The organism is Microbacterium sp. BWT-B31, assembly GCF_041379855.1.
Lineage (GTDB): Bacteria > Actinomycetota > Actinomycetes > Actinomycetales > Microbacteriaceae > Microbacterium.
Genome location: NZ_JBFECU010000019.1, coordinates 1 through 23,431, shown reverse-complemented (window position 1 = coordinate 23,431; position 23,431 = coordinate 1). Strand labels below are relative to the sequence as shown.

Genomic DNA, 23,431 nt, shown 5'->3' with positions numbered 1-23,431 from the left:
ACGTGCGGCAGAATCGGTGCAGCCCCTTGACGGGCCGGGACCGGACCGCAAGCCCGGGGATCAGGAGTTCGCGTGTTCGACAGTCCGCTCTCGGCGTCGGCGTACGAGGTGCTGGGCGTCGACCCCACTGCCGACGAGGAGGAGCTGCGCAAGGCGTACCGCCTGCGGCTGCGGCAGACGCATCCCGACACGGGCGGTGACGCGGCGCAGTTCATCCAGGTGCAGCGCGCGTGGGAGCTCGTCGGCACGGCAGGCGCCCGCGCCGCGTACGATCGCGGCCACGGCTTCGGCGGGGCGCCCGAGCCCGAATGGGCGGGCTTCCGGCCGCCGCGACAGACGCAGACCCGCGACACGCGCCCGCGGGCGCGCTCCTTCGGCCAGCCCGGCGGCTGGCGGCGCGAGCGCTACCTCACGCTGATCCGCGAATGGGCGGGCCGCGGGGTCACCCTCGAGGATCCGTACGACCCGGCTCTCGTCCGCTCGGCGCCGCACCATCTGCGCCGGCTCCTCGCTGACGCGCTCGCCGAAGAGGCGACGGCACGCATCGTGTCCGACCTCGGCATGGGCTATACGGTGTGGCACGACGTGATGGCAGACCCGCGCGACCCCGAGGCGAAGCTCGACCACATCGTGCTCGGCCCGAGCGGGCTGTACGGCGTGCTGTCCGAGGACTTCGGCGGCCCGGTGCGCCTGCGCCGCGGCGAGCTCGTCGGCGACGGCGTCGCCGGGGCGCCGATCGCCGAGCTCGTGCGCGGCATGCGCGCCCTCGCGCGCTCCGCCGGCGTGCGCTTCAGCGGGGCGATCGTGGTGCTGCCCGACGACGACCTCGAGCAGGGCATCGCCGAGACCGGCAAGGTGCGCGGGATGCCGGTGGCCGTCGTCTCGCGCAGCGCGCTGTCGACCGTGCTGCGGCGGGGTGTCACCGGTGCGCGCTCGATCGGCGGCAACGAGGTGTTCGACGTGCGGACGCGCCTGCAGCAGGTGGTGCGCTTCGCCTGAGCCGCCCCTAGGCTCGCGACGTGGACCCTGTGATCGCGATCTTCGTCATCCTGGCGGTCGCGATCGTCGCGTTCGTGTCGGGAAAGGTGGCGATCGAGATCGTCGCGCTCGGCGTGGCGCTGGCCCTGTGGGCGACGGGCGTGCTGACGCTGCCCGAGGCGCTCGCCGGATTCGGCGATCCCACCGTGCTGTTCATCGCGTCGCTGTTCGTCGTCAGCGAGTCGCTCGATGCGACCGGCGTGACGGTGTGGATCGCGCAGCACGTCGTGGGCCGTGCCGGCACCAAGCGCGGGCGGCTGACCGTCGTGATCGGCGCGATCGCCGCGGTGCTGACGGCGTTCATCAGCATCAACGGGGCGGTCGCGGCGCTGCTGCCGGTCGTGGTGGTGGTGGCGCTGCGCGCGCGGATCGTGCCGTCGCGCATGCTGATCCCGCTCGCCTTCGCCGCGAGCGCCGGGTCGCTGCTGACCCTGACCGGCACGCCCGTGAACATCCTCGTGTCGCAGGCGGCCGCTCAGGCGGGCGGCCGCGAGTTCGGGTTCTTCGAGTTCGCGATCGTGGGCGTTCCGCTCGTGCTCTGCACGGTCGCGCTCGTGGCGCTGCTCGGCCGCAGGCTCCTGCCCGCACGCGAGGCCGACCACGTCGACGGGGTCACCGACACCGGCGAGAAGGCGCGGCTGCTGCGCGAGAGCTACGCCGTCGACCTCGACACCCGCACCCTGTTCAGCGCGCAGGACGGGGTCGTCGAGGTGCTCATCGCGCCGCGGTCGTCGCTCATCGGGCGCCGCGTGTCGCCGGGTATGACCACCACGGAGGAGGACCTCGTGATCCTCGCGATCCGGCGCGGCGACGAGGTTCCGGATGCCTCGGCCGGCCGCACCCGCTCGTTCACGCTGCAGGCGGGCGACGCCGTGCTCGTGCAGGGGCCGTGGGGGGCACTGGAGCGGTACTCCCGCTCGCGCGACGTCATCGCCGTGACCTCGCCGCAGACCTTGCAGCGCGCCGTGCCGCTCGGGCGCGGCGCGAAGCGGGCGCTCGTGGTGCTCGGAGTCATGGTCGTGCTGCTTGCCACGGGCCTGCTTCCGCCCGCGGTCGTGGGCCTGCTCGCGGCCGGCTCCCTCATCGCCATGCGCGTGCTGTCGGTGCGTCAGACCTACCGTTCGATCTCGTGGACGACGATCGTGCTGATCGCCGGGATGATTCCGCTGTCGGGCGCGTTCGTGTCGACCGGCGCCGCCGACGTCGTCGCCGGCGCTGTGCTCTCGTTCACGGGCGGCGCCTCGCCGCTGCTGGCTCTGCTCGTGCTGTGCGTCGTCACCCTGTTGCTCGGCCAGTTCATCTCGAACGTCGCCACGGTGCTGATCGTCATGCCGATCGCGGTGTCGGTCGCGCAGACAGCGGGTGTCAGCATCCAGCCGTTCATGATGGCCCTCACCGTCGCCGGGGCCGCGGCGTTCCTCACTCCGATCGCGACGCCGGTGAACCTCATGGTGATGCGGCCGGGCGGCTACCGCTTCGGCGACTACTGGAAGCTCGGGCTGCCGCTGGCGCTGGTGTTCCTCGCGTTCGCGGTGCTGTATGTGCCGCTGATCTGGCCGTTCTGAGGCGGCTGCGCGGTCAGTCGCCCGTGAGCCCGAACAGATCGAGCGGATGGGTGAGGCGCCACCAGGGGCTCGGCCCCTCGATGTCGGCGGTGAGGCTCACCTCGACCGTCGCCGAGTCGAGGGGACCGGCGACGGTCAGGGTTCCGACCTTGTCGCCCTTCGTGCGCGCGTCGCCGAGCGAGAAGTCCGTGGTCACCGTGCCGGTGCCGCCGTTCCACAGGATGACGTTCGCGTCGGCATCCGTTACGACCTGGACAGGCTCGCCCCACTTGGTCTTGACAAGACCCGCGGTCGTTCCGGTGGTCACCGACGGCTTCGGCTGCAGCTCGGCCTCGAGCTGGGCGTAGAGGGCGCGTGACACCGCGAGACGGGAGTCGTTGTCGGGCTGACCGAGCACCGACGCCGTCACCCGCACCGTGGTCTGGCCGATGGTGAGGTTCTTGGCCGACAGCAGGTTCCAGCTGTCGAGCGTGCCCGTCTTGATCCCGATCACGCCCGGATCAGCCAGCAGGCCGTTGGTGTTCTCGACGTGTCCCGCGCCCGGCAGGTCGACCGCCGGCGTCGCGACGATCTCGGCGATGACGGGGTTGGCGAGCGCTTTCTCGGCGAGGACGAGCAAAGCCTCGGGCGTGGCCATGTTGCCGCTGTCGATACCCGTGGGCTCGACGATCGAGATGCCCGAGACGCCGTGCGCCGCCAGCCACGAGTTCGCCGCGTCCGCATACACCCGGTTCGAGGGCCAGATGCTGTAGGCGAGGCGGTCGGCGTAGTTGTTCGCCGAGCCGATGAGCATGCCCTGCAGCATCTGGTACTCGGTGAGGCTCTCGTCCACCGGGACGTCGAGCGCCGACTCGCCGCCATCGAGATAGTCCCAGTAGTCGTAGCGATCCGAGTACGAGAAGCGGTACGAGGGCCCCTGCTCGCCGGGGGCGAGGGGCAGCTCCTCCAGCACGAGCAGGGCGGTGACGATCTTCGTGATGCTCGCCATCTGCAGCATGTCGCCGCTGGAGGCGACGCTGCCGTCGATGCCGTGCACGTCGACCGCAGCGGCTCCGACCCCCGGCCACGGCATGGCCGCGGGGGCCGCGGCGATGGGCTGGGCCTGCAGGCTCTCGACCTTCGGCTGCACCGCGTTCAGGGGCCACATCAGTGTCGTCGCGGCGTACGCGCCGACGAGTGCGAGCGCGGCCGCGGTCGGGATGAGCACGCCCGGGCGCAGCGGCGAACGGCGCGGGGGGCGCGCGAGCAACTCGTTCTCGACCGGCACGTACGGGCTCGCGGCGGCGGTGAGGTAGGTGCTCGTGCGCGGGCGAGCGGTGATCGTGCTCTCGTCGACCCACGCCAGGGCGATGCCGCTGGCCGCGGCGGTCACGGCCGGGGCCGCGGTCGTGGTCACCGAATCCGGCTCTTTCTCGACCGGCGTGAGCGGGCCCGGGTCGGGGAGCGGCAGGGACGCGGCGACGGCCTCTGGGGTGGGCGGCGCGACGGGCGCCGCAGAGGCGGTGAACGAGAAGACGGATGCCTCGGCCGACGGCCCGCTCGAGCGCGCGTAGCCCGGCTGGGCCGCGTCCGACGCCTCGACGGCGTCGACCGGGCCGAACAGCGCCGACAGCGTCAGCGGCCCCGACTCGGGGGGAAGGGCGGGCTTGTCGGCGGGCGCCGGTGCGATCGGAGCGGGTGCGGGCGAGGCATCGGGCTTCTCAGGCGACCCGATCACGTCGACCGGTCCGGTGGGACCGAACAGGGCCGACAGCGTCAGCGGACCGGAGTCGGGCGGCACCGGGGTCGCTCCCGCGGGGGTCTCGGGCGATGCCGGGGCGGGGAGGACGGGTGCCGGTGCGGCCGACGCCGAGGCGATCCACGCGGGGGCGACCGGTGCTGCGGGGGCGGCATCCGGCTGTGCGGGGGAGGCGACCACGTCGAGCGGGCCGGTGGGCGCGAACAGCGACTCGAGGTTGAGCGGCCCGGACTCGTCGGGGACCGCAGTGCTGCGCCCCGCCGGGGCGCCCTTCGCCCCGGCGGCGAGCGGCGAGCCGACGCCGGCGGCGACCCCGCGCGCCGGATCGCTGCGCTTGGGCCCCGGCGTCCACTCCGGCTCGACGCTGCGCCCGAACAGGCGCTTGAACCCGCTGGCGTCGGAGCGTTCCGGTGCCGGCTTCGGCTCTTCGGTGCGGACGGCAGAGGGTGCGGAAGGTTCGGCTGAGGGGGGTGGGGCGATGGGCGGGAACGCGGAGGGCGGCGCCGCGGGAACGGGGGAGGCCGCAGGCGCCGCATCGTTCGCCGGGGCGAGGGGCGCCGCACTCGGAACCCGGTCGATCAGCGGGGTCTCGGGCGAAGCGGGCGCCGGATCGCGCCGACCCGTGGATGTCTCCGCCTGGTCCATGCGCGCCGCGCGCAGTGCGCGGCGGGAGGGGGGCGGATCGGCGAGGGTCATCCGGATAATTTACCTTGCGCGCGGGCTATACTCGTCGCGACAACCACGGGAGTCCGGTGCACCGGGCTGAGAGGAAGCGAAACCACGCTTCGACCGTCGAACCTGATCTGGATCATGCCAGCGCAGGGAGGAGCATTCATGCACACGTCCACGTCCGTCTCCGACGCCGCCTCGGGCACCGTCCACCGCCTTCGGTGGCGCATCGTCGACATCGTCGTCGCCAGCGTCATCGGCGTCGCATCCGGCCTCATCTTCCTGGCTTGGAACATCGGCTACCTCGGCCCGAAGGCCCTGCTCGAGCCGCTGCTGCCGGGCCTTCAGGGCCTGCTCGACGGACCGTGGCTGTTCGCCGGGGTGCTGGGTGCGCTGATCATCCGCAAGCCCGGTGCCGCGATCTACACCGAGGTGCTCGCCGCCGTCGTGTCGGCGCTCGTCGGCAACCAGTGGGGCGGGTTCCTCACGATCGAGGCCGGCATCGTGCAGGGCCTCGGCGCCGAGATCGTGTTCCTGATCTTCTTCTACAAGAAGTGGTCGCTGCCGGTCGCGGTGCTCGCCGGTGCCGGAGCGGCGCTCGCGGGCGGGATCAACAACATGATCCTCTGGTACGTCGGGGCCGACGCCGCCTTCACGACCGTGTACCTGATCAGCACCGTGCTCTCGGGCGCCGTGATCGCGGGCGGGCTGTCGTGGCTGCTCGCCCGGGGGCTTGCCAAGACCGGCGCGCTCGACCGCTTCGCGTCGGGTCGCGAAGCGCGCGGACGCGTCTGATCCGATGAGTGCCTCGCTGCGGCCGGCAGCCGTCGAGGCGCGCGGGTGGGGCTGGCGGCACGCCGGGCGGCACGCGTGGGCGGTGACGGATGCCTCCTTCCGCATCGACCCCGGAGAACGCGTGCTGCTGCTCGGCGCCTCGGGCGCGGGCAAGTCGACACTGCTGCACGGCATCGCCGGCGTGCTCGGCGGCCAGGACGAGGGCGAGTCGTCGGGAGTGCTCCTGGTCGACGGGGTCGCCGCCCCGCTCGCGCACGGCCGCGCGGGACTGGTGCTGCAGGACCCCGACTCGCAGGTGATCCTCGCGCGCGTGGGCGACGACGTGGCGTTCGGCTGCGAGAACCTCGGCGTCGCGCGCGACGAGATCTGGCGCCGGGTGGGAGAGGCCCTCGACGCGGTCGGGCTCGACCTGCCGCTCGACCGGCCGACCAAGGCGCTCTCGGGCGGGCAGAAGCAGCGGCTCGCGCTCGCCGGTGTGCTGGCGATGCGCCCGGGGCTGGTGCTGCTGGACGAGCCGACGGCGAACCTCGATCCGGCGGGGGTCGGCGAGGTGCGGGCATCCGTCACGCGCGTGCTCGAGGCGACCGGCGCGACCCTCGTGGTCGTCGAGCACCGGGTCGACGTGTGGCTGCCGCTCGTGGACCGCGTGATCGTGCTCGGCGGCGGCGGCGTGATCGCCGACGGGCCGCCCGCCCGTGTGCTGGGCGAGCGCGGGGCCGAACTCGCCGCGCTCGGCACGTGGGTTCCGGGCATCCCTCCCGCCGTTCCCGCGCCGCCGCCGTCGGCGCCCGGCGAGGCGCTGCTGGCGGCGCACGGGCTCTCGGTCGCGCGCGTGCGCGCAGTGCCGGTCGCCTCGGGGCTGTCGCTCGACGTGCCGGAAGGCGCCGTCACGGCGATCACCGGACCCAACGGCGCGGGCAAGTCGACCCTCGGCCTCACCCTCGCGGGACTCCTGCCCCCGCACGCCGGGCGGGTCTGGGCGGCGCCCGGACTGGCGCGGGGCGTGCGCGGCGCGCCGATCGAGTGGCCGTCGCGCGAGCTGCTGACTCGCATCGGCACCGTCTTCCAGGAGCCCGAGCATCAGCTGCTGTCCACCACGGTGCGCGGTGAGCTCGAGGTGGGCCCGCGCGCGCTCGGCCTCACCCCCGGCGAGACCGCCGCCCGCGTCGACGAGCTGCTCGAACGGCTGCGCCTGGCGCACCTGGCCGCAGCGAACCCATACACCCTCTCGGGCGGCGAGAAGCGCCGGCTGACAGTCGCCGCGGCGCTGGCGACGCGCCCGCGCGTGCTCGTCCTCGACGAGCCCACGTTCGGTCAGGACGCCCGCACCTGGGCCGAGCTCGTGGCGCTGCTGGCGCGCCTGCGCGACGGGACGGATGCGGCGGGCTCGGGGCGCTCCGCGATCGTGGTCATCACCCACGACGACGCCGTGGTCGACGCGCTCCACGCCCGTCGCTTCAGCCTGGAGGCTGCGGCATGACCCCGGCGTCTGTTCTTCGCGGTTCGGGGCCACGGCGCCCGGCGGAGGCGTCCGCATGACCCTGCTCGACACCCGCGCGCGCACCGGCGCGGTCGCCCGCATCAACCCGGTCGCCAAGCTCGGGGCATCCGCCCTCGTCGCCCTGCCGCTCGTGCTCACGCTCGACATCGTCTCGGCCGCCGTCGCGCTGGCGCTCGAACTCGTGCTGTTCCCGTTCGCGGGGCTGACCTGGCGCGAGTTCTGGGCGCGCACGTGGCCGGTGTGGATCGCCGCCCCGCTCACCGCCCTCACGATCGCGCTGTACGGCGAGGCGTCGGGCGTCGTGCTGTTGGAGTGGTTCGTGGTGCGCGTGAGCGAGGGGTCGCTCGAGCTGTCGGTCGCGACGTTCTTCCGGGTGCTGGCGATCGCGCTGCCGTCGGTCGTGCTGTTCGTCACGGTCGACCCGACCGACCTCGCCGACGGTCTCGGCCAGGTGCTGAAGCTGCCCGCGCGGTTCGTGATGGGCGCGCTCGCGGGGCTGCGCATGGTGGGGCTCTTCCTCGACGACTGGCGCGCGCTCGAACTGGCGCGCCGCGCGCGGGGCGTGGCCGACCGCGGACGCCTGCGCCGCTTCTTCGGCATGGCGTTCGCGCTGCTGGTGCTGTCGATCCGGCGCGGGTCGAAGCTCGCGACCGCGATGGAGGCTCGCGGGTTCGGCGCCCCCGGTGCGCGGACCTGGGCGCGCGAGTCCCGGTTCGGCGGGCGCGAGTGGGCGCTCATGGCGCTCGGGCTCGCGATCGCGCTGATCGCGGTGGGTGCGGCGGTGGCCGCGGGCGCCTGGAACTTCATCCTCGGGCCGGGGTGAGGCATCCGCTCTCTTGCGGCTACCGGCCCTCGAGCGCTTCGCGCAGGATCAGCGCGTGGTTGCGATCGGGGTCGGCCACGGCATACAGCAGCGTGACGACCGGATGCCCCGACACCGCGTCGCGGAGCGCCCGGACGGCGCCCGCCGCCGGACCCGCGAGCTCGGCGCGGTAGGCGTCGGCGAAGGCGTCCCACGTCATCCCGCCGTGGTGGAAGGCCTTGCGCAGCTCGGTCGAGGGCGCGGCATCCTTCGCCCACACATCGACCGCCGCGCGCTGCTTCGACAGCCCGCGCGGCCACAGCCGGTCGACCAGCACGCGAAACCCGTCGCCCGGCGCAGGCGGGTCGTACACGCGCTTGAGACGCAGGTCCACGGGTTCAGTCTGGCCCGCGGGCCGGCGCGGGTCGAGGCATCCGTCGTGCTTCTGCCTCGTGCGGCACTTTCGTGCGACTGCGCTGCATCGGTGCGCCGCAGTCGCACGAATCCGCAGCAGCGGCACCGCCCGAGGCGGCAGCCGGATCGCTAGCCTGGCAGTGCGACGGATGCCCCGCCCCCGCCCGACACCGACGTATCGGTGAAACTCAGTACCGCGTAGGGTGGGATGCGATTTCCGAGTTCGAAGGAGAGCATATGGACACCGCAGGCGCCCCCGGCGAGGTCGAGCCGATCCTGTTCCAGGTCGACGACGGCCTCGCGCGGATCACGCTGAACCGCCCCGGCCGGCTGAACGCCTTCGACCAGGGGCTCGCCGTCGCCTGGCGGCGCGTGACCGTCGAGGCGACCTCGCGCGACGACGTCGGCGCGATCCTGCTCGACGCGGCGGGCCGCTCGTTCTGCGCCGGCGGCGACGTTCAGGCGATGGCCGCGGGCGGCATCGCCAGCGGCGCCGACATCCACGCGCTGGCCGAGGTCATCAACACCGGCATCCGGGCGCTCACCGAGTCGTCGATCCCCGTCGTGGCGGCCGCGCAGGGCACGACGGCCGGCGGCGGGCTCGGCATCCTGATGACCAGCGACTACGCGATCATCGGAGCGGACTCGCGCATCGGCAGTCTGTACGCGAACATCGGGCTCACGCCCGACCTGTCGGTGTCGGCGCAGCTGGCCCGCGCCGTCGGCGAGCGCCGTGCGCTGCAGCTCGTGCTGCAGGACCGCCTGCTGAGCGCCGAGGAGGCGCTCGACTGGGGGCTCGTGGCCGAGGTCGTGTCGGCCGAGAACCCCGCCGACATCCCCACGCGGGTGCGGGCGCGCGCCGAGCAGGTTGCGCGGTTCTGGCTCGCCGGCGCGTACAGCGCGTACGGGCAGGCCAAGCGCCTGGTGCGCTCCCAGCCGACCCGTACGTTCGCCGAGCAGCTCTCGGAAGAGGGCCGGTCGATCGGGGCGGCCTTCGACACCCCCGACGCCCAGGCGCGCATCGCGGCGTTCGCCGCCGCCTCCGCTTCTCGTTCCCGCTCCTGACCCGCCCGACACTCCGTCGAGCGACCGCGTTCTCGCCGAGCAACCCCGTCATCGACGCGCACAACGTGCGGTCTCGGCGAGAAACCACGATCTCGACACACCGGGGAACACCCGAAAGGACACCGAAATGACCGACGCAACGCTCGCCGGAAAGACCATCCTGATGTCGGGCGGCAGCCGCGGCATCGGCCTCGCGATCGCCCTGCGGGCCGCGCGCGACGGCGCCAACATCGCGCTGCTGGCCAAGACCGACACCCCCCACCCCAAGCTCGAGGGCACCGTGCACTCCGCCGCCGAGGCGATCCGCGCGGCCGGCGGCCAGGCGCTGGGCATCGTCGGCGACGTGCGCAACGACGACGACGTCACCGAGGCGGTGCTCAAGACGCAGGGCGAGTTCGGCGGCATCGACATCGTCGTCAACAACGCGTCGGTGATCGACCTGTCGGGCTCGCTCGACCTCGCCGTGAAGAAGTACGACCTCATGCAGGACGTCAACGTGCGCGGCACGTTCATGCTCTCGCGTGCGGCGGTGCCGGTGCTGAAGGATGCCCCGAACCCGCACATCCTGTCGCTGTCGCCGCCCCTCAACCTGACGCCGAAGTGGCTCGGCGCGCACACCGGGTACACCCTCGCGAAGTACGGCATGACGATGGCGACCCTCGGCCTCGCAGCGGAGTTCGCCGAGGCCGGCATCGCGGCGAACACGCTGTGGCCGGCGACGACGATCGCAACCGCGGCGGTGCAGTTCGCGCTCGGCGGCGACCGCATGATGAAGGTCAGCCGCACGCCCGAGATCTACGCGGATGCCGCGTACGAGGTCTTGCTGAAGCCGTCGCGCGAATACACCGGGCAGACCCTCATCGTCGAGGACGTGCTGCGCGACGCCGGCGTCACCGACTTCTCGCGCTACGCCGCCGTTCCCGGCACGCCCGACGAGGCGCTGTTCCCCGACATCTTCCTGTAGGCCGGCGTCCGAGACGAGGGCGTCTCACGAAACGAGGGCGTTTGCGCAGCATCCGTCCTCGTTTCGTGTTTTCGCCTCGTTTCGCGCACCCGCACGCCGGTCGTTGAGCGAGCGAAGCGAGACGAAACGGCCCCCGGATGGAACCGCACAGGCGACGGATGCCGCGACCTCAGTCCGCCCGCACCAGCAGGTCGCCGATCTCGCAGTCCAGCGCGCGGCAGATCGCCGACAGCGTCGAGTAGCGGATCGCCCGGGCCCGGTCGTTCTTGAGGATCGAGAGGTTCACCACCGAGACACCCACGAGCTCGGACAGGCGCGTGAGGGTCATGCCGCGCGCGGCCAGCAGCTCATCGAGTCGGCAGTGGACGCCGCTCGGCCCCTCGTCGTCGGCCGGGCTCACACGAGGCCCTCTGTGTCGCGCTGCAGGCGCTGCATACGCTGAAAGAGGTACGCGAGCGCGATGAGCCCCAACGAGACGACGGGAATCGTGAGGCCCCACGGCGACACTCCGAAACCGGGGACGAGGATGCCGCCAACGGCGTCGTTCAGCTCGAACGCGGCCTGCATCGCGCCGAAGCCCGACAGTGCCGTTGCGAGCAGGGGACCGAGCACGAGTGCGAACGCGGCGATCAGTGTGACCCGGAACAGCGGGGACCGGAACGGCCTGCCCGACGCCGCCGCGAGCATGAGCCAGACCACGGCTAGGCCGACCAGCAACGCCGTGGCGGCGAGCAGCAGCCCGCCGCCCGCGAGCGACCAGCGCGCTCCGGTGCTGAGGGCACTCGTCGTCACCGAGACCGTGTCGACGCTCGCGGTCGTCACCCCGAGGCCGGGCTCGACGGGCAGTTGCTGCTCGGCGAGCAGCGAGAGAGTGACCGAATCCGCCCACGCGTACGTCGCCGCGGCGATGAGCTGACCCGCCGCGAGCGCGCATGCCATCGCCGCCGCGAGTGCGCCGATCACCCTCATCGTGACTCGATCCGCTCGCGCGATCATGGTCTGCTCCATCACCCGACTCCTTATCGATATTCGTTGTTATCGAAAAACGATAAGACAAGCGGATGCCCCGACACAACCCCCTCGTGCACGATCAGCCCACGGCGAACACCGGCGTGAGGCATCCGCCGCCTGGCTACCCTCGATGTAAGGCGCCAGCTCGGAGGTCAACCGACCCCTCACGCCCTCGGAGGAAAGACGATGTTCGAGAGATTCACGGACCGTGCCCGTCGCGTGGTCGTCCTCGCCCAGGAAGAGGCGAAGATGCTGAACCACAACTACATCGGCACCGAGCACATCCTGCTCGGTCTCATCCACGAGGGCGAAGGCGTCGCCGCCAAGGCGCTGGAGTCCCTCGGCATCTCGCTCGACGCTGTGCGCGAGCAGGTGCAGGACATCATCGGCCAGGGTCAGCAGCAGCCGACCGGGCACATCCCGTTCACGCCGCGCGCCAAGAAGGTGCTCGAGCTCTCGCTGCGCGAGGCGCTGCAGCTCGGCCACAACTACATCGGCACCGAGCACATCCTGCTGGGCCTCATCCGCGAGGGCGAGGGCGTCGCCGCGCAGGTGCTCGTCAAGCTCGGCGCCGACCTCAACAAGGTGCGCCAGCAGGTCATCCAGCTGCTCTCGGGCTACCAGGGCAAAGAGCCCGCGGGTGTCGCGTCGGGTGCGGGCGAGCAGACCCAGGGCACCACGCAGGGCGGCTCACAGGTGCTCGACCAGTTCGGCCGCAACCTCACGCAGGCCGCGCGCGAGAACAAGCTCGACCCGGTCATCGGGCGCGAGAAAGAGATCGAGCGCGTCATGCAGATCCTGTCGCGCCGCTCCAAGAACAACCCGGTGCTGATCGGCGAGCCCGGCGTCGGCAAGACCGCCGTCGTCGAGGGCCTCGCGCAGGCGATCGTCAAGAACGACGTGCCCGAGACGCTGAAGGACAAGCAGCTCTACTCGCTCGACCTCGGCTCGCTCATCGCCGGCTCCCGCTACCGCGGCGACTTTGAGGAGCGCCTGAAGAAGGTCACCAAAGAGATCCGCACGCGCGGCGACATCATCGTCTTCATCGACGAGATCCACACGCTCGTGGGCGCCGGCGCCGCCGAGGGCGCGATCGACGCCGCGTCGATCCTCAAGCCGCTGCTGGCCCGCGGCGAGCTGCAGACGATCGGTGCGACGACCCTCGACGAGTACCGCAAGCACTTCGAGAAGGATGCCGCGCTCGAGCGCCGCTTCCAGCCGATCCAGGTCGCCGAGCCCAGCCTCCCGCACGCGATCAACATCCTGAAGGGCCTGCGCGACCGCTACGAGGCGCACCACAAGGTGCAGATCACCGACGGCGCGATCGTCGCGGCGGCCAACCTCGCCGACCGCTACATCTCGGACCGGTTCCTGCCCGACAAGGCGATCGACCTGATCGACGAGGCCGGGGCCCGTCTGCGTCTGTCGATCCTGTCGAGCCCGCCCGAGCTGCGCGAGTTCGACGAGAAGATCGCCAGTGTGCGCGAGCAGAAGGAGCTCGCCAGCGAGGAGCAGGACTTCGAGAAGGCGGCGTCGCTGCGCGACGAGGAGAAGTCCCTCCTCGCCGAGCGCCTGCGCCTCGAGAAGCAGTGGCGCTCGGGTGATGTCGCCAGCCACGCGGTGGTCGACGAGGGCCTGATCGCCGAGGTGCTCGCCCAGGCCACCGGCATCCCGGTGTTCAAGCTCACCGAAGAGGAATCCAGCCGCCTGGTCTTCATGGAGAAGGCGCTGCACCAGCGCGTCATCGGCCAGGAGGAGGCGATCGCCGCCCTGTCGAAGACGATCCGCCGCCAGCGCGCCGGTCTCAAGGACCCCAAGCGCCCGTCGGGCTCGTTCATCTTCGCCGGGCCCACCGGCGTCGGAAAGACCGAGCTCGCGAAGGCCCTCGCGGAGTTCCTGTTCGACGACGAGGCCGCACTGATCTCGCTCGACATGTCGGAGTTCGGCGAGAAGCACACCGTCTCGCGCCTGTTCGGTGCCCCTCCCGGGTTCGTCGGGTTCGAAGAGGGCGGCCAGCTCACCGAGAAGGTGCGCCGCAAGCCGTTCTCGGTGGTGCTCTTCGACGAGATCGAGAAGGCGCACCCCGATATCTTCAACTCGCTCCTGCAGATCCTCGAAGAGGGTCGCCTGACCGATGGTCAGGGTCGCGTGATCGACTTCAAGAACACCGTGATCATCATGACGACCAACCTCGGTTCTGCCGCGATCGCCGGTGGCCCCGTCGGCTTCCAGGTCGAAGGCAACACGCAGACGACCTACGACCGCATGAAGGGCAAGGTCGACGAAGAGCTCAAGCGCCACTTCAAGCCCGAGTTCCTCAACCGCGTCGACGACATCATCGTGTTCCCGCAGCTCACGAAGGAGGAGCTGGTGCAGATCGTGGATCTGTTCACCAAGCGCCTCGCCGAGCGTCTGCTGGACCGCGACATGACCGTCGAGCTGTCGCAGATCGCGAAAGAGAAGCTGATCGAGATCGGCTTCGACCCGGCGCTCGGCGCCCGGCCGCTGCGTCGTGCGATGCAGCGCGAGGTCGAGGATCGCCTCAGCGAGCGCATCCTGCACGGCGAGCTCAACCCCGGCGACCACGTGAAGGTCGACGTCGACAACGGGCAGTTCACGTTCGAGAGCGGCCCGCGCGGCGAGAAGGTGTCGGTCGGCATCAACACGCACGCCGAGCTGACTGCGACGCCCGACCTCGCGGCCGGCGCGTAACGCCCATACAGCAGAGCGGATGCCGTGACCTGCGGCATCCGCTCTGCTGCGTCTGCTCGTCGCACAGTGCCCGGCTCACGCCCGGCGTCGCGCATGCGAGGAGCGGATGCCCCCGCATCCGCTCCTCGTCGCGCCCCGAACGGACGAGGCGGTCCCCCCGGATCGTCGTCCGTGCTCCCCAGCTCAGGGGCTGTTGGTGAAGACGCTGAAGTCTTCAAGAGAAGGATGACGTGTAAAGGTAGGTTCTGTCTACCTTTGGACAGAGGGATCGCTCCCAGGAGGCCCCCATGGCGCAGACCGCCACGCTCCCCGTCGCCGCCGATGAGGCATCCGCGGTGCGCCGCCCCGTGGTCGGGCTCACGACCTACCTCGAGCGCACGCAGCAGGGGGTGTGGGATGTGCAGGCCGCGTTCCTGCCGCAGCAGTACTTCGCCTCGGTGACCGCCGTCGGCGGCATCGCGGTGCTGCTGCCGCCGCAGCCCGCGAGCCACGACGCGGCAGGTGCCGTCCTGGACGGCCTCGACGGACTCATCCTCACCGGGGGCCTCGACATCGACCCTGCGCTGTACGGCGCTGCGAGGCATCCGCTCACCGACCCCGCCCGCCCCGACCGCGACGCGTGGGAACTGGCGCTCCTGCGCGAGGCGCAGCGGCGACAGATGCCGGTGCTCGCGATCTGCCGGGGGTTGCAGCTGGTGAACGTGGCGCGCGGCGGCACACTGCACCAGCACCTGCCCGAGGCGCTCGGCACCGAGCGCTACCAGATCGGCGGGGGCGTGTTCGCCCAGAACACGGTCGACGTCGCCCCGGGCTCGGTGCTCGCAGGCATGGTCGGCCCCGGACCGCTCGCGGTGCACAGCTACCACCACCAGGGGATCGACCGGCTCGGCGCGGGGCTCGTGGCCACCGCGCACACCGATGACGGACTCGTGCAGGCCATCGAGTCGGACGGCGACGGGTACCTCGTGGGGGTGCAGTGGCACCCCGAGGAGAACACCGACGACAAGAGCCTGTTCGACCGGCTCGTGGCCGAGGCATCCGTCTTCGCGGCGGCGCACCGGCCGGTGTCGCAGGCGCGCGGCGAACAAATCTGACATGCTCGTCGAAGTCGCCTCATGACCGGCTCGCGGTGAGAGCGTCGGGCCGGATCGGCGTGGAGGCGACACAAGCCCTGCCGATCGGGTCTCCCGTCCCGATCGATTCCCCGACGATGGGTGCGGCATGACCGAGGCGCGGCAGCGCGAGGTGGGGCGGGTCGTCTATCGGCCCGTCCGCGAGGCGAACGCCCTCGAGGACACCACCGCGCGCATCGTGCAGACGATCCGCCTCGGCGTGGTCGGGCCGGGGGAGTCGCTGCCTGCCGAACGCGAACTCGCCGCCCGCTACGAGGTGAGCCGTGACACCGTGCGCGAGGCGATCCGCGAACTGGCCGACACCGGCTTCCTGGTGCGGCGACGGGGCCGCGGCGGCGGCACGTTCGTGGCCGATCCGCTTCCGTCCACTCCTCCGGAAGACGTCGACCCTCGCGAGCTTGATGACGTGCTGGGCCTGCGTCGCGTGCTCGAGGCAGGCACGGCGCGCGCCGCGGCGGGCCGCGCGCTCGACGACGCCGCGAGGGCCGAGCTGTGGGAGCGGCATGAGGCGACACGCACGGCATCAGCGGCCGACTACCGGCGGCACGACACGCGCCTGCACCTGGCGATCGCAGAGCTCTCCGGCATTCCCTCGCTCGTGCCTCTCGTGGCCGACAACCGGGCGCGCGTGAACGGCTGGCTCGACACCTTCCCCGTGCTGCCGCGCAACATCGAGCACGCGAACGCGCAGCACGAGCGGCTCGTGCGGGCGATCACAGGCGGCAGACCGGATGCCGCGGTCAAGGCGATCCTCGAGCACCTGGCGGGCTCCGAGGCGCTGCTTCGCGGATTTCTCGGCTGAACCGTCGTGACAGCAGCCTCCGGCGCGGCACAGCGGCCCCCGCATCGACGGCCCCAGCGACCACGGCCCCGCGTGATCGGCGCCGGGACGGAGGAATAAGCTGAACGGGTGATGCAGTACACCGTGCGAGCCGCGCGCACCGCCGACGTGCGGGGCATCCAGTCGATGCTCGAGCCGTACGTGCAGCGGCGCATCCTGCTCGGCAAAGATCTGGTGGTGCTGTTCGAGGCGACCCAGCAGTTCGTCGTCGCCGAGGACGAGCACGGGCGGCTGATCGGCTGCGGCGCGCTGCACGTCATGTGGGACGACCTGGGCGAGGTGCGCACCCTCATCGTCACCGACGACTGGCTGCACCACGGCGTCGGCCGGGCGATCGTCGAGCGGCTCGAGGCGAACGCCCGCGAGCTGGGGCTCACACGCCTGTTCTGCCTCACGTTCGAGGTCGACTTCTTCACGCGCCGCGGGTACTCGCCGATCGGCGAGGCCGTCGTCGACTCCGATGTGTACTCGCAGCTCGTGCGCAGCCCCGACGAGGGCATCGCGGAGTTCCTCGACCTCGCGCACGTGAAGCCGAACACGCTCGGCAACACCCGCATGCTCAAGGTGCTGTAGCCGTCCCGCCGTGTCGGGCGCGCCATCCCGGTGCCGCCGTGACACCGACCTACCCTGATCGTATGAGCGGCACGGTGAGAAGGCGACGGCACTCACCCGCGGTGTACCGGCGCCGACGACTGGTGGTCGTGCTCGGCATCCTGGTGGTCGTCGCGGCCGTCTGGCTGCTGATCACGCAGCCGTGGAGCGGTTGGGCGGGCCAGGCGGATGCCGGGGGCCCGCAGAACCCGGACTCGCAGACGGTCGCCGGCCCGGCGCCGACGATCCCGGTGCCCGATTCCAACGCGGTGCCCGAGCAGTCTCCGGCCGCCGATCCTGCGGATTCCGACGGCGACCCCGCAGCGACCGACCCCGCGGCGGGGTCGCCGTCGGCGACGCCCACGGTCGGATCGTGCCACAACGACGACATCACGGTGCAGGCCGTCACCGACGCCGAGACCTACGATCCCGGGCAGAACCCGCAGCTGTCGATCACCCTCACCAACAAGAGCAGCGCCGACTGCGCGATCAACGTGGGCACGGCGACCCAGTCGTTCACGATCTCGAGCGGCGACGACACATGGTGGCGGTCGACGGACTGCCAGACGACCTCGAGCGACATGATCGTGACTCTCAAAGCCGGGCAGACCGTGTCGAGCGCGGCTCCGCTCGCGTGGGACCGCACCCGCTCGTCGGTTGCGATGTGCGACTCGACGGAGCGTCAGCAGGCGGGCGACGGCGGGGCGACCTACCGCCTCACCGTCGAGATCGGCGGGTTCACGTCGATGCAGCCGAAGCAGTTCTTCCTTTCCTGACGAGCACCCGTCGGCGGGGCCGTCACGCGGGGCACGCGCGGCCGGGCGGGCTACGCTGGACGGATGGCATCGGGCAAGAAGCGCGGCAAGCGCAGTGCGGCGCAGCCTCTCGAGTTCCGCAACACGCAGCTTGCCGATGCGCTCCAGACGCAGGACATGGCGGCCGTCGCGTTCGCGCTGCGGCACGGACCGACGGTCGTGCCGCTGCTGCGCCCCGGGCCGCGCGACAACCCGCTCGACGCGGGCGAGGTCTGGACCTACCGCGACCCGAGCACCGGCGACATCGCGCTGCTGCTGTTCAGCGACGCCGCCCACAAGCCCGAGACGCTGCCCCCGGGCGTGGCCCTGCAGTCGCCCGCGTGGCTGCGCACGTTCCTCGGCGCGTACGAGGACGTCATCACCACGGTGTTCTTCGACATCGCCGGTCCACACCCGATGCAGGCCGCACCGGGCGACCTGATCGCCGCGCTCGACGCCTGAGGGGCGAAGCCTCTGCGAACACCACCGGGCGCCTTGACACGCGCTGGAGCCGGGACGAGATACTCGTTCCCATGGAACTGTTGCTCGGGCTCTTGTGCGCCGCAGGTCTCGTGATTCCGATCGCGCTCGGCTGCCTGCCGAGTCAGCGCCGGCGCGCGGGCAGCCGCTGAGTCGAGGACTCGCCGAGCACGTGGGCGCGCGTCAGAACGCAGGGATGCCGTGCTCCGGTCGCGACTGCACCTCGAGGCGCAGCCGGTCGAGCGCACCGCGGAGCGACCCGGCCGAAGCATCCACCACCGTCTCGTAGCCGAGCCGGCCCGCCTCGGACGCGCGCTGCGCCGACTGCGTGACCGGCCGGATCTCGCCCGCGAGCGTGAGCTCGCCGATCGCGGCCGTACCACGGGGCAGCGCCCGCTCGCGCACCGAGTTGGCCACGGCGATCGCGATCGCGAGGTCGGCGGCGGGCTCGACGAGCCGCACCCCGCCGACCGTCGAGACGTAGACGTCCTGCTCGGACACCGCGATGCCGGCCCGCTTCTCGAGCACGGCCAGCACCATCGCGACGCGCGCCGCATCGACTCCGCTCACCACGCGTCGAGGGTTCGGACCGCCGTTCTTGATCGTGAGGGCCTGCACCTCGACGGGCAGCGCCCGGCGGCCCTCGAGGGCGATCGTGACACAGGTGCCGGCGACGGGGACGCCGTGCCCGAGGAACAGGGCACTGGGATCGGGCACCTCGGCGATGCCGCTGCCGGTCATGTCGAAGCAGCCGACCTCGTCGGTCGGACCGAACCGGTTCTTCAGCGCGCGCACGAATCGCAGCGACGTCTGGCGGTCGCCCTCGAAGTGGCACACGACGTCTACCAGGTGCTCCAGAATGCGGGGGCCCGCGATCGAGCCGTCTTTCGTCACGTGCCCGACGATCACGACCGGCAGGCCGCGTTCCTTCGCGACACGGATGAGCGTCGAGGCGACTTCGCGCACCTGCGACGGATGCCCCGCCATGCCGTCCGAGAGCGACGAGGCAACCGTCTGCACCGAGTCAACGATGAGCAGGTCAGGCCGAACCTCGTCGACATGCCCGAGGATCGTCGCCAGATCGGTCTCGCTGGCGAGGTACAGCTCGTCGTGCAGGGCGCCGGTGCGCTCGGCGCGCAGACGCACCTGCGCGGTCGACTCCTCGGCGCTCGCGTAGAGCACCCGCTGGCCGCCGCGGGCAGAGGCGACGGCCACCTCGAGCAGCAGCGTCGACTTGCCGACGCCCGGCTCGCCCGACAGCAGGATCGCCGCGCCCGGCACGAGACCCCCGCCCAGCACCCGGTCGAACTCGCCGACGCCGCTGGTGCGGCGGGGCGAGTCGCTCGTGTCGATCGCCGTGATCGGCCGCGCCGCGCGGGCGGCGCCGGGGGAGACGGGCGCGACCGCGCGGGTCAGGCCGACGGGCTCGGATGCTTCGACCACCGTGCCCCACTGCTGGCACTCGCCGCATCGGCCGACCCACTTGAGGGCCGTCCACCCGCACTCGGTGCACCGGTAGGGTGCGGTGGTCGTGGGTCGTCGGGTCGCCATGCCGAAAGACTACGGCGGGGGAGGGACATCGGTTCGAAGGCCCGACGGGCGCGAGCTGCGCCGGCAGTCTGCTGTGGCTCAGGCGTCGTCGAAACCGGTGTCGGTCAAGGCACGCCCCTGCTCCGCGACGATGCGCCGCTGCTCTTCGATGCGGCGGTGCAGCTCGGTCTGCGCGGCGTCGACGACGCGCTGGTCGACAGGAGGGCTCTGGACGGTCGTGGTGCCGTGGTGCGCGGCGATGTGACGCGCCAGCTCGGGGCCGGACTCCCACGAGGTGATCAGGGCGTAGCGCGGTGCGGGTCCGCGGTGCCACACCGCGTGCCACAGCCGCTGCGTGTCGACGATCACCCGCGTGCCCGCCGCGAGCGGGATGCGCACCTCGGAGGCCGGGTCGAACCGGTCTTCACGCAGCAGAAGCATCGAGTCCGCGTCATCCGTCAGATTGCACAACCCGCGCACGATCCAGCCGGTGCCCTCGGGGTTCAGGCGGTTGTTGTCGTCCTGGTGCAGGTTGTGGACGGCGTCGGCGTACTCGTTCGGCTGCAGTTCGATCACCCGGCACCGGCCGATGACGGCGCCGGGCTGCTGTGCGAGCCGCACCAGCGCCGGCGCCTTCTCGGACTGCGCGGCGATCCATACGCCGTCCTTGTCGGTGCGCGGCGGGGTGCGGTTCCAGAAGGCATTGCACTCGAGCTCGCCCGAGAAGCTCGTCAGCGGCGCGAAGCGCGTGATGCCCGACGACCGCCACGGCGTGTACTCGAGCTCCCGCCACTCGGCCGGATCGATCGACGAGTCGTCCGGCTCGAGCACGGCGAACCCAGTCTCTTCGAGAATCGGCAGCGTCACATACGCGCTCATGCAGACCTCCTCGCGGCCTCCCGCGAAGCGAGGCGGCTGGAGGTCAGCATAGGCGGATGCCGCGGCCGAGGCATCCGCTCGTCACCGTGGAAAAGCTCCCCGTGATGGTCAGCGCAGGCTGTCGGCCACCGCGCGCAGCGCGTCGGCCGACAGTCGGAACAGCCCCAGCTCGCTCGGCGAGAGCGAGGTCTCGCGGATCGCCCGCGCGCCCTTCGCGTTGACGATCGACGGCACCGAGAGGGCGACGCCGTTGACCCCGTGGAAGTCGTGCAGCACGGTCGACACCGGCATGACCGCGTTCTCGTCGTTGAGGATCGCCTCGACGATGCGGGCCGACGTCACCCCGATCGCGTAGTTCGTGGACCCCTTGCCCTGGATCACCTTGTACGCCGCGTCGCGCACGTCGACAGCGATCTTGTCGAGTTCGTCGACTGTGAGCCGGCGGCCCTCGGGGGTGACCCAGTCGAGGATCGGAACCGTGCCGATCGTCGTGGCCGACCACAGCGGAAACTCCGTGTCGCCGTGCTCGCCGACGATGTACGCATGCACGCTCGACGCATTCACACCCACGCGGGTCGCCAGCTCCCAGCGCAGCCGCGACGTGTCGAGCACGGTGCCCGACGCGAAGATGCGCTCCGGGGGCAGGCCCGTGATCTCCTGGGCGAGCACGGTCAGCACATCGCACGGGTTCGTCACGATCACGAACACCGCGTTCGGCGCGACCTCCAGCAGTTGAGGCATCAGCGACTTCATGATGTTCGCGTTCACACTCGCCAGCTCGATGCGCGTCTGCCCCGGCCGCTGCGCCGCGCCGGCCGTGATCACGATGACGTGAGAGCCTTCGGCCACCGAGAGGTCGCTGCCGCCGATGATGTCGCTCGATCCGGTGAACAGGGTGCCGTGGGCGAGGTCGAGCGTCTCGGCCTCGACCCGCTCGGTCGCGATGTCGTACAGCGCGACGTGACGCGCCGACCCCCGGATGAGGCACGCGTACGCGGTGCTCGACCCGACCGAGCCCGCCCCGACGACGGTGACCTTGGAGTTCTCGATGACTGCCATGGGCACAGTCTGGCAGGGCGCCCACGCGGCGGAAAAGGGGTGTGACGACGGATGCCGCAGCCCTCGATCCGCGCGGGCCGCAGCATCCGTCCGGGTCCCTGCCTCTCCCGCGCCGACTGGTCGTACCCTGAACGTGGCGGGCGGGCGCCCGGCCGGATCGGAGAGAGCGCATGGAGTTCGGAATCCACATCGCAGACTTCACCTGGAACACAGGCGCCGCCCAGCTCGGCTCCGCGCTGGCGGCGCACGTGCGCAACGCGGAGGCGGCGGGCATCCGGCGCATCACCGTCATGGACCACTTCTGGCAGCTGCCCGGGATCGGTCCCGTCGAACACGAGATGCTCGAGGCGTACGCGACGCTGGGGTTCATCGCGGCGCACACCGAGACGGCGCTGCTGCACACGCTCGTGACCGGCGTGATCTACCGGCATCCGGCGCTGCTGGCCAAGCAGGTCTCGACCCTCAACGTGCTGTCGGGCGGTCGGGTCGGTCTCGGCGTGGGCGCCGCATGGAACGAGCAGGAGTGCCGCGGGCTCGGGTTCGAGTTCCCGCCGGTCGCGGCGCGGTTCGAGCAGCTGGAGGAGACGCTGCAGATCTGCCGGCAGATGTGGTCGGACTCCGACGGGCCGTATGACGGCGCCCTGTGGCAGCTCGAGAGAACCTTGAACTCACCGCAGAACGTGTCCAGGCCGTACCTCTTGATCGGCGGCGGTGGCGAGAAGAAGACGCTGCGGCTGGTCGCCCAGTACGCGGATGCCTGCAACCTCGGTGTTCGCGACGAGCTTCCGACCCACAAGCTCGACGTGCTGCGCGCCCACTGCGAGGCTGTCGGACGCGACTACGACACGATCGAGAAGACGGCGATGATCGGCATCGACCCTTCGTCATCGCCCGACGCGATCGCCGCGACCGTTCGCGGGCTCGAGGGGATCGGGTTCACCGCGACCTACGTGTTCTCGGTCGGGATCGACGAGCCGGCGCGCGTGGTCGACCTGATCGCGGAGGTCGCCGGGCGCGTGTGAAGAGGGTGGTCTTGGTGTCGCGATCGCGGTTCGGGGCCGGCCCAGGGACGGGGTTGGGTAGAGGCTCGGGAACTCGGGCTCGATTCGGCGGATCCCGCCGCATGTCGTAAGCTTGTCGGCGGTGACGTGTCCGAGCGGCCGAAGGTGCAACTCTCGAAAAGTTGTGTAGGGTAACCCCCTACCGTGGGTTCAAATCCCACCGTCACCGCCATCCTGAAGGCCCCGAGATCCGCGTATTTCCGCGGGAGTCGGGGCCTTCGGTCTATCGCGAACCTGCCCCGTGTGAAAGAAACGTGAAGATCGCTTCGCGGACCGGGTCAAGTCAGTTCTCGCCCGCCTTCGCGAAACCGTGATTTCACACGCCTGGCGTGGTCGTCGTGGAGGGAGCATCGGGAGTGATCGACAACTCCCACACGCGGTACGCAGTGGGCTGACCCTCGTGGTCGGCGTCTTGGGCATCACGCACCCAGGTGTCGGCTCCGGCGCGACTCGCGCAGACCGCAACGGGGATCGGGCCGACCGTCACCACCCAAACGATCGCAGGCTTGGCCTCCGTCGCCTCGATCGAGATCTGGGCGTGCTGGGTCCCTGTCTCGGCCACCACGTACACGTCTTGACGTGCCCGTCCGAGCGCGCCAGCGACATCATCAAGGTCCTCGTCGAACAGGTCGGCGTAGGTGTCGAGGGTCATCGCCGCGGAGGCGTGCCCTAGCTGTTCTTCCCACGGTGGTTGTGTGCAGCGTGGCGTGATGGGGTAGGGCGAGGACCTCCGGTATCGATGTGGGTTACCACACTCACTCGATCCACGGAGGTCCTCGTGTCTTACGT

General features: G+C 71.2%; 22 protein-coding genes, 1 tRNA gene and 1 riboswitch. Of the genes, 15 read left to right on the top strand and 8 right to left on the bottom strand.

Translation table 11 applies throughout. The annotated features are described in order from the left end of the window. The first annotated feature begins 72 nt into the window (after positions 1-72). Together AB1K54_RS15400 and AB1K54_RS15395 are read left to right on the top strand one after the other, a co-directional pair. On the top strand, positions 73-999 hold the full coding sequence (locus AB1K54_RS15400; protein ID WP_371203638.1) for a DnaJ domain-containing protein: 927 nt from the start codon (positions 73-75) through the stop codon (positions 997-999). Between the two features lie 20 nt (positions 1,000-1,019). Further along, positions 1,020-2,603: an SLC13 family permease gene (locus AB1K54_RS15395; protein WP_371203637.1), complete on the top strand. Its 1,584-nt coding sequence runs from the start codon at positions 1,020-1,022 to the stop codon at positions 2,601-2,603. 13 nt (positions 2,604-2,616) lie between these two features. Here AB1K54_RS15395 and AB1K54_RS15390 read toward each other — a convergent pair whose 3' ends face one another. Further along, positions 2,617-5,037 carry a D-alanyl-D-alanine carboxypeptidase family protein gene (locus AB1K54_RS15390; RefSeq protein ID WP_371203636.1) on the bottom strand — a complete coding sequence of 807 codons (2,421 nt, stop codon included), beginning with the start codon at positions 5,035-5,037 and terminating at the stop codon, positions 2,617-2,619. A 35-nt stretch (positions 5,038-5,072) separates the two neighbouring features. Then, positions 5,073-5,183, top strand: a riboswitch (TPP riboswitch). Between AB1K54_RS15390 and AB1K54_RS15385 the strand changes: the two genes are divergently transcribed. The 3 genes from AB1K54_RS15385 to AB1K54_RS15375 all read left to right on the top strand — a co-directional run bounded on the left by AB1K54_RS15385 (position 5,176) and on the right by AB1K54_RS15375 (position 8,129). Further along, positions 5,176-5,805 (top strand): ECF transporter S component, encoded by a 630-nt coding sequence (locus AB1K54_RS15385; protein WP_371203635.1) that lies wholly within the window; start codon positions 5,176-5,178, stop codon positions 5,803-5,805. It overlaps the preceding riboswitch by 8 nt. 4 nt (positions 5,806-5,809) lie before the next feature. After that, positions 5,810-7,285, top strand: coding sequence for an ABC transporter ATP-binding protein (locus AB1K54_RS15380; protein WP_371203634.1), 1,476 nt, complete (start codon positions 5,810-5,812; stop codon positions 7,283-7,285). A 55-nt stretch (positions 7,286-7,340) separates the two neighbouring features. Continuing rightward, complete coding sequence (locus AB1K54_RS15375) at positions 7,341-8,129, top strand: energy-coupling factor transporter transmembrane protein EcfT (RefSeq protein WP_371203633.1); 789 nt, start codon at positions 7,341-7,343, stop codon at positions 8,127-8,129. 19 nt (positions 8,130-8,148) lie between these two features. Here AB1K54_RS15375 and AB1K54_RS15370 read toward each other — a convergent pair whose 3' ends face one another. Further along, entirely contained in the window at positions 8,149-8,502 is a 354-nt protein-coding gene (locus AB1K54_RS15370; RefSeq protein ID WP_371203632.1) for a DUF488 domain-containing protein, read from the bottom strand. A gap of 257 nt (positions 8,503-8,759) precedes the next feature. Here AB1K54_RS15370 and AB1K54_RS15365 point away from each other — a divergent pair, with 257 nt between their 5' ends. Both AB1K54_RS15365 and AB1K54_RS15360 read left to right on the top strand, forming a co-directional pair. Further along, positions 8,760-9,587 carry an enoyl-CoA hydratase/isomerase family protein gene (locus AB1K54_RS15365; RefSeq protein WP_371203631.1) on the top strand — a complete coding sequence of 276 codons (828 nt, stop codon included), beginning with the start codon at positions 8,760-8,762 and terminating at the stop codon, positions 9,585-9,587. 127 nt (positions 9,588-9,714) lie between these two features. After that, the gene (locus AB1K54_RS15360) at positions 9,715-10,551 is read left to right on the top strand and encodes an SDR family oxidoreductase (RefSeq protein WP_371203630.1); all 837 of its coding nucleotides are present in this window, start codon (positions 9,715-9,717) and stop codon (positions 10,549-10,551) included. Positions 10,552-10,720: 169 nt separating this feature from the next. On the opposite strand, the gene AB1K54_RS15355 is transcribed toward AB1K54_RS15360, so the two are convergent. Both AB1K54_RS15355 and AB1K54_RS15350 read right to left on the bottom strand, forming a co-directional pair. Continuing rightward, positions 10,721-10,951 carry a helix-turn-helix domain-containing protein gene (locus AB1K54_RS15355; protein WP_371203629.1) on the bottom strand — a complete coding sequence of 77 codons (231 nt, stop codon included), beginning with the start codon at positions 10,949-10,951 and terminating at the stop codon, positions 10,721-10,723. Then, positions 10,948-11,559 carry a hypothetical protein gene (locus tag AB1K54_RS15350; protein ID WP_371203628.1) on the bottom strand — a complete coding sequence of 204 codons (612 nt, stop codon included), beginning with the start codon at positions 11,557-11,559 and terminating at the stop codon, positions 10,948-10,950. The genes AB1K54_RS15355 and AB1K54_RS15350 overlap by 4 nt, the downstream gene beginning before the upstream one ends. 189 nt (positions 11,560-11,748) lie before the next feature. Between AB1K54_RS15350 and AB1K54_RS15345 the strand changes: the two genes are divergently transcribed. From AB1K54_RS15345 to AB1K54_RS15320, 6 genes are all read left to right on the top strand, one after another. Continuing rightward, positions 11,749-14,274: an ATP-dependent Clp protease ATP-binding subunit gene (locus AB1K54_RS15345; RefSeq protein ID WP_371203627.1), complete on the top strand. Its 2,526-nt coding sequence runs from the start codon at positions 11,749-11,751 to the stop codon at positions 14,272-14,274. A gap of 287 nt (positions 14,275-14,561) precedes the next feature. After that, positions 14,562-15,368 (top strand): gamma-glutamyl-gamma-aminobutyrate hydrolase family protein, encoded by an 807-nt coding sequence (locus tag AB1K54_RS15340; protein WP_371203626.1) that lies wholly within the window; start codon positions 14,562-14,564, stop codon positions 15,366-15,368. 127 nt (positions 15,369-15,495) lie between these two features. Beyond that, positions 15,496-16,209, top strand: a complete 714-nt coding sequence (locus AB1K54_RS15335) for a FadR/GntR family transcriptional regulator (RefSeq protein ID WP_371203625.1) — start codon at positions 15,496-15,498, stop codon at positions 16,207-16,209. A 111-nt stretch (positions 16,210-16,320) separates the two neighbouring features. Continuing rightward, entirely contained in the window at positions 16,321-16,821 is a 501-nt protein-coding gene (locus AB1K54_RS15330) for an amino-acid N-acetyltransferase (protein ID WP_371203663.1), read from the top strand. A gap of 62 nt (positions 16,822-16,883) precedes the next feature. Beyond that, a complete protein-coding gene (locus tag AB1K54_RS15325; RefSeq protein ID WP_371203624.1) occupies positions 16,884-17,615 on the top strand; it encodes a hypothetical protein in 732 nt (243 codons plus the stop codon). A 63-nt stretch (positions 17,616-17,678) separates the two neighbouring features. Then, complete coding sequence (locus AB1K54_RS15320) at positions 17,679-18,095, top strand: dehydrogenase (protein ID WP_371203623.1); 417 nt, start codon at positions 17,679-17,681, stop codon at positions 18,093-18,095. Between the two features lie 201 nt (positions 18,096-18,296). Here AB1K54_RS15320 and radA read toward each other — a convergent pair whose 3' ends face one another. The 3 genes from radA to AB1K54_RS15305 form a co-directional block, all read right to left on the bottom strand. Further along, positions 18,297-19,664, bottom strand: a complete 1,368-nt coding sequence (radA, locus tag AB1K54_RS15315) for a DNA repair protein RadA (RefSeq protein WP_371203622.1) — start codon at positions 19,662-19,664, stop codon at positions 18,297-18,299. A 78-nt stretch (positions 19,665-19,742) separates the two neighbouring features. Continuing rightward, a complete protein-coding gene (locus AB1K54_RS15310; RefSeq protein ID WP_371203621.1) occupies positions 19,743-20,522 on the bottom strand; it encodes a hypothetical protein in 780 nt (259 codons plus the stop codon). Positions 20,523-20,630: 108 nt separating this feature from the next. Then, on the bottom strand, positions 20,631-21,581 hold the full coding sequence (locus AB1K54_RS15305; RefSeq protein WP_371203620.1) for an L-lactate dehydrogenase: 951 nt from the start codon (positions 21,579-21,581) through the stop codon (positions 20,631-20,633). 170 nt (positions 21,582-21,751) lie between these two features. Here AB1K54_RS15305 and AB1K54_RS15300 point away from each other — a divergent pair, with 170 nt between their 5' ends. Both AB1K54_RS15300 and AB1K54_RS15295 read left to right on the top strand, forming a co-directional pair. Beyond that, positions 21,752-22,603, top strand: a complete 852-nt coding sequence (locus AB1K54_RS15300; protein ID WP_371203619.1) for an LLM class F420-dependent oxidoreductase — start codon at positions 21,752-21,754, stop codon at positions 22,601-22,603. A gap of 120 nt (positions 22,604-22,723) precedes the next feature. After that, positions 22,724-22,814: transfer RNA gene (locus AB1K54_RS15295), tRNA-Ser, on the top strand. A gap of 144 nt (positions 22,815-22,958) precedes the next feature. On the opposite strand, the gene AB1K54_RS15290 is transcribed toward AB1K54_RS15295, so the two are convergent. Continuing rightward, positions 22,959-23,294 (bottom strand): hypothetical protein, encoded by a 336-nt coding sequence (locus tag AB1K54_RS15290; protein ID WP_371203618.1) that lies wholly within the window; start codon positions 23,292-23,294, stop codon positions 22,959-22,961. Between the last annotated feature and the right edge of the window lie 137 nt (positions 23,295-23,431).

Bases quoted from the DNA above. Each gene is read 5' to 3' on its own strand.
- AB1K54_RS15390 (WP_371203636.1), bottom strand. From the start codon at position 5,037: ATGACCCTCGCCGATCCGCCCCCCTCCCGCCGCGCACTGCGCGCGGCG.
- AB1K54_RS15385 (WP_371203635.1), top strand. From the start codon at position 5,176: ATGCACACGTCCACGTCCGTCTCCGACGCCGCCTCGGGCACCGTCCAC.
- AB1K54_RS15380 (WP_371203634.1), top strand. From the start codon at position 5,810: ATGAGTGCCTCGCTGCGGCCGGCAGCCGTCGAGGCGCGCGGGTGGGGC.
- AB1K54_RS15375 (WP_371203633.1), top strand. From the start codon at position 7,341: ATGACCCTGCTCGACACCCGCGCGCGCACCGGCGCGGTCGCCCGCATC.
- AB1K54_RS15365 (WP_371203631.1), top strand. From the start codon at position 8,760: ATGGACACCGCAGGCGCCCCCGGCGAGGTCGAGCCGATCCTGTTCCAG.
- AB1K54_RS15360 (WP_371203630.1), top strand. From the start codon at position 9,715: ATGACCGACGCAACGCTCGCCGGAAAGACCATCCTGATGTCGGGCGGC.
- AB1K54_RS15350 (WP_371203628.1), bottom strand. From the start codon at position 11,559: ATGGAGCAGACCATGATCGCGCGAGCGGATCGAGTCACGATGAGGGTG.
- AB1K54_RS15345 (WP_371203627.1), top strand. From the start codon at position 11,749: ATGTTCGAGAGATTCACGGACCGTGCCCGTCGCGTGGTCGTCCTCGCC.
- AB1K54_RS15340 (WP_371203626.1), top strand. From the start codon at position 14,562: ATGGCGCAGACCGCCACGCTCCCCGTCGCCGCCGATGAGGCATCCGCG.
- AB1K54_RS15335 (WP_371203625.1), top strand. From the start codon at position 15,496: ATGACCGAGGCGCGGCAGCGCGAGGTGGGGCGGGTCGTCTATCGGCCC.
- AB1K54_RS15330 (WP_371203663.1), top strand. From the start codon at position 16,321: ATGCAGTACACCGTGCGAGCCGCGCGCACCGCCGACGTGCGGGGCATC.
- AB1K54_RS15325 (WP_371203624.1), top strand. From the start codon at position 16,884: ATGAGCGGCACGGTGAGAAGGCGACGGCACTCACCCGCGGTGTACCGG.
- AB1K54_RS15320 (WP_371203623.1), top strand. From the start codon at position 17,679: ATGGCATCGGGCAAGAAGCGCGGCAAGCGCAGTGCGGCGCAGCCTCTC.
- radA (WP_371203622.1), bottom strand. From the start codon at position 19,664: ATGGCGACCCGACGACCCACGACCACCGCACCCTACCGGTGCACCGAG.
- AB1K54_RS15310 (WP_371203621.1), bottom strand. From the start codon at position 20,522: ATGAGCGCGTATGTGACGCTGCCGATTCTCGAAGAGACTGGGTTCGCC.
- AB1K54_RS15305 (WP_371203620.1), bottom strand. From the start codon at position 21,581: ATGGCAGTCATCGAGAACTCCAAGGTCACCGTCGTCGGGGCGGGCTCG.
- AB1K54_RS15300 (WP_371203619.1), top strand. From the start codon at position 21,752: ATGGAGTTCGGAATCCACATCGCAGACTTCACCTGGAACACAGGCGCC.
- AB1K54_RS15290 (WP_371203618.1), bottom strand. From the start codon at position 23,294: ATGACCCTCGACACCTACGCCGACCTGTTCGACGAGGACCTTGATGAT.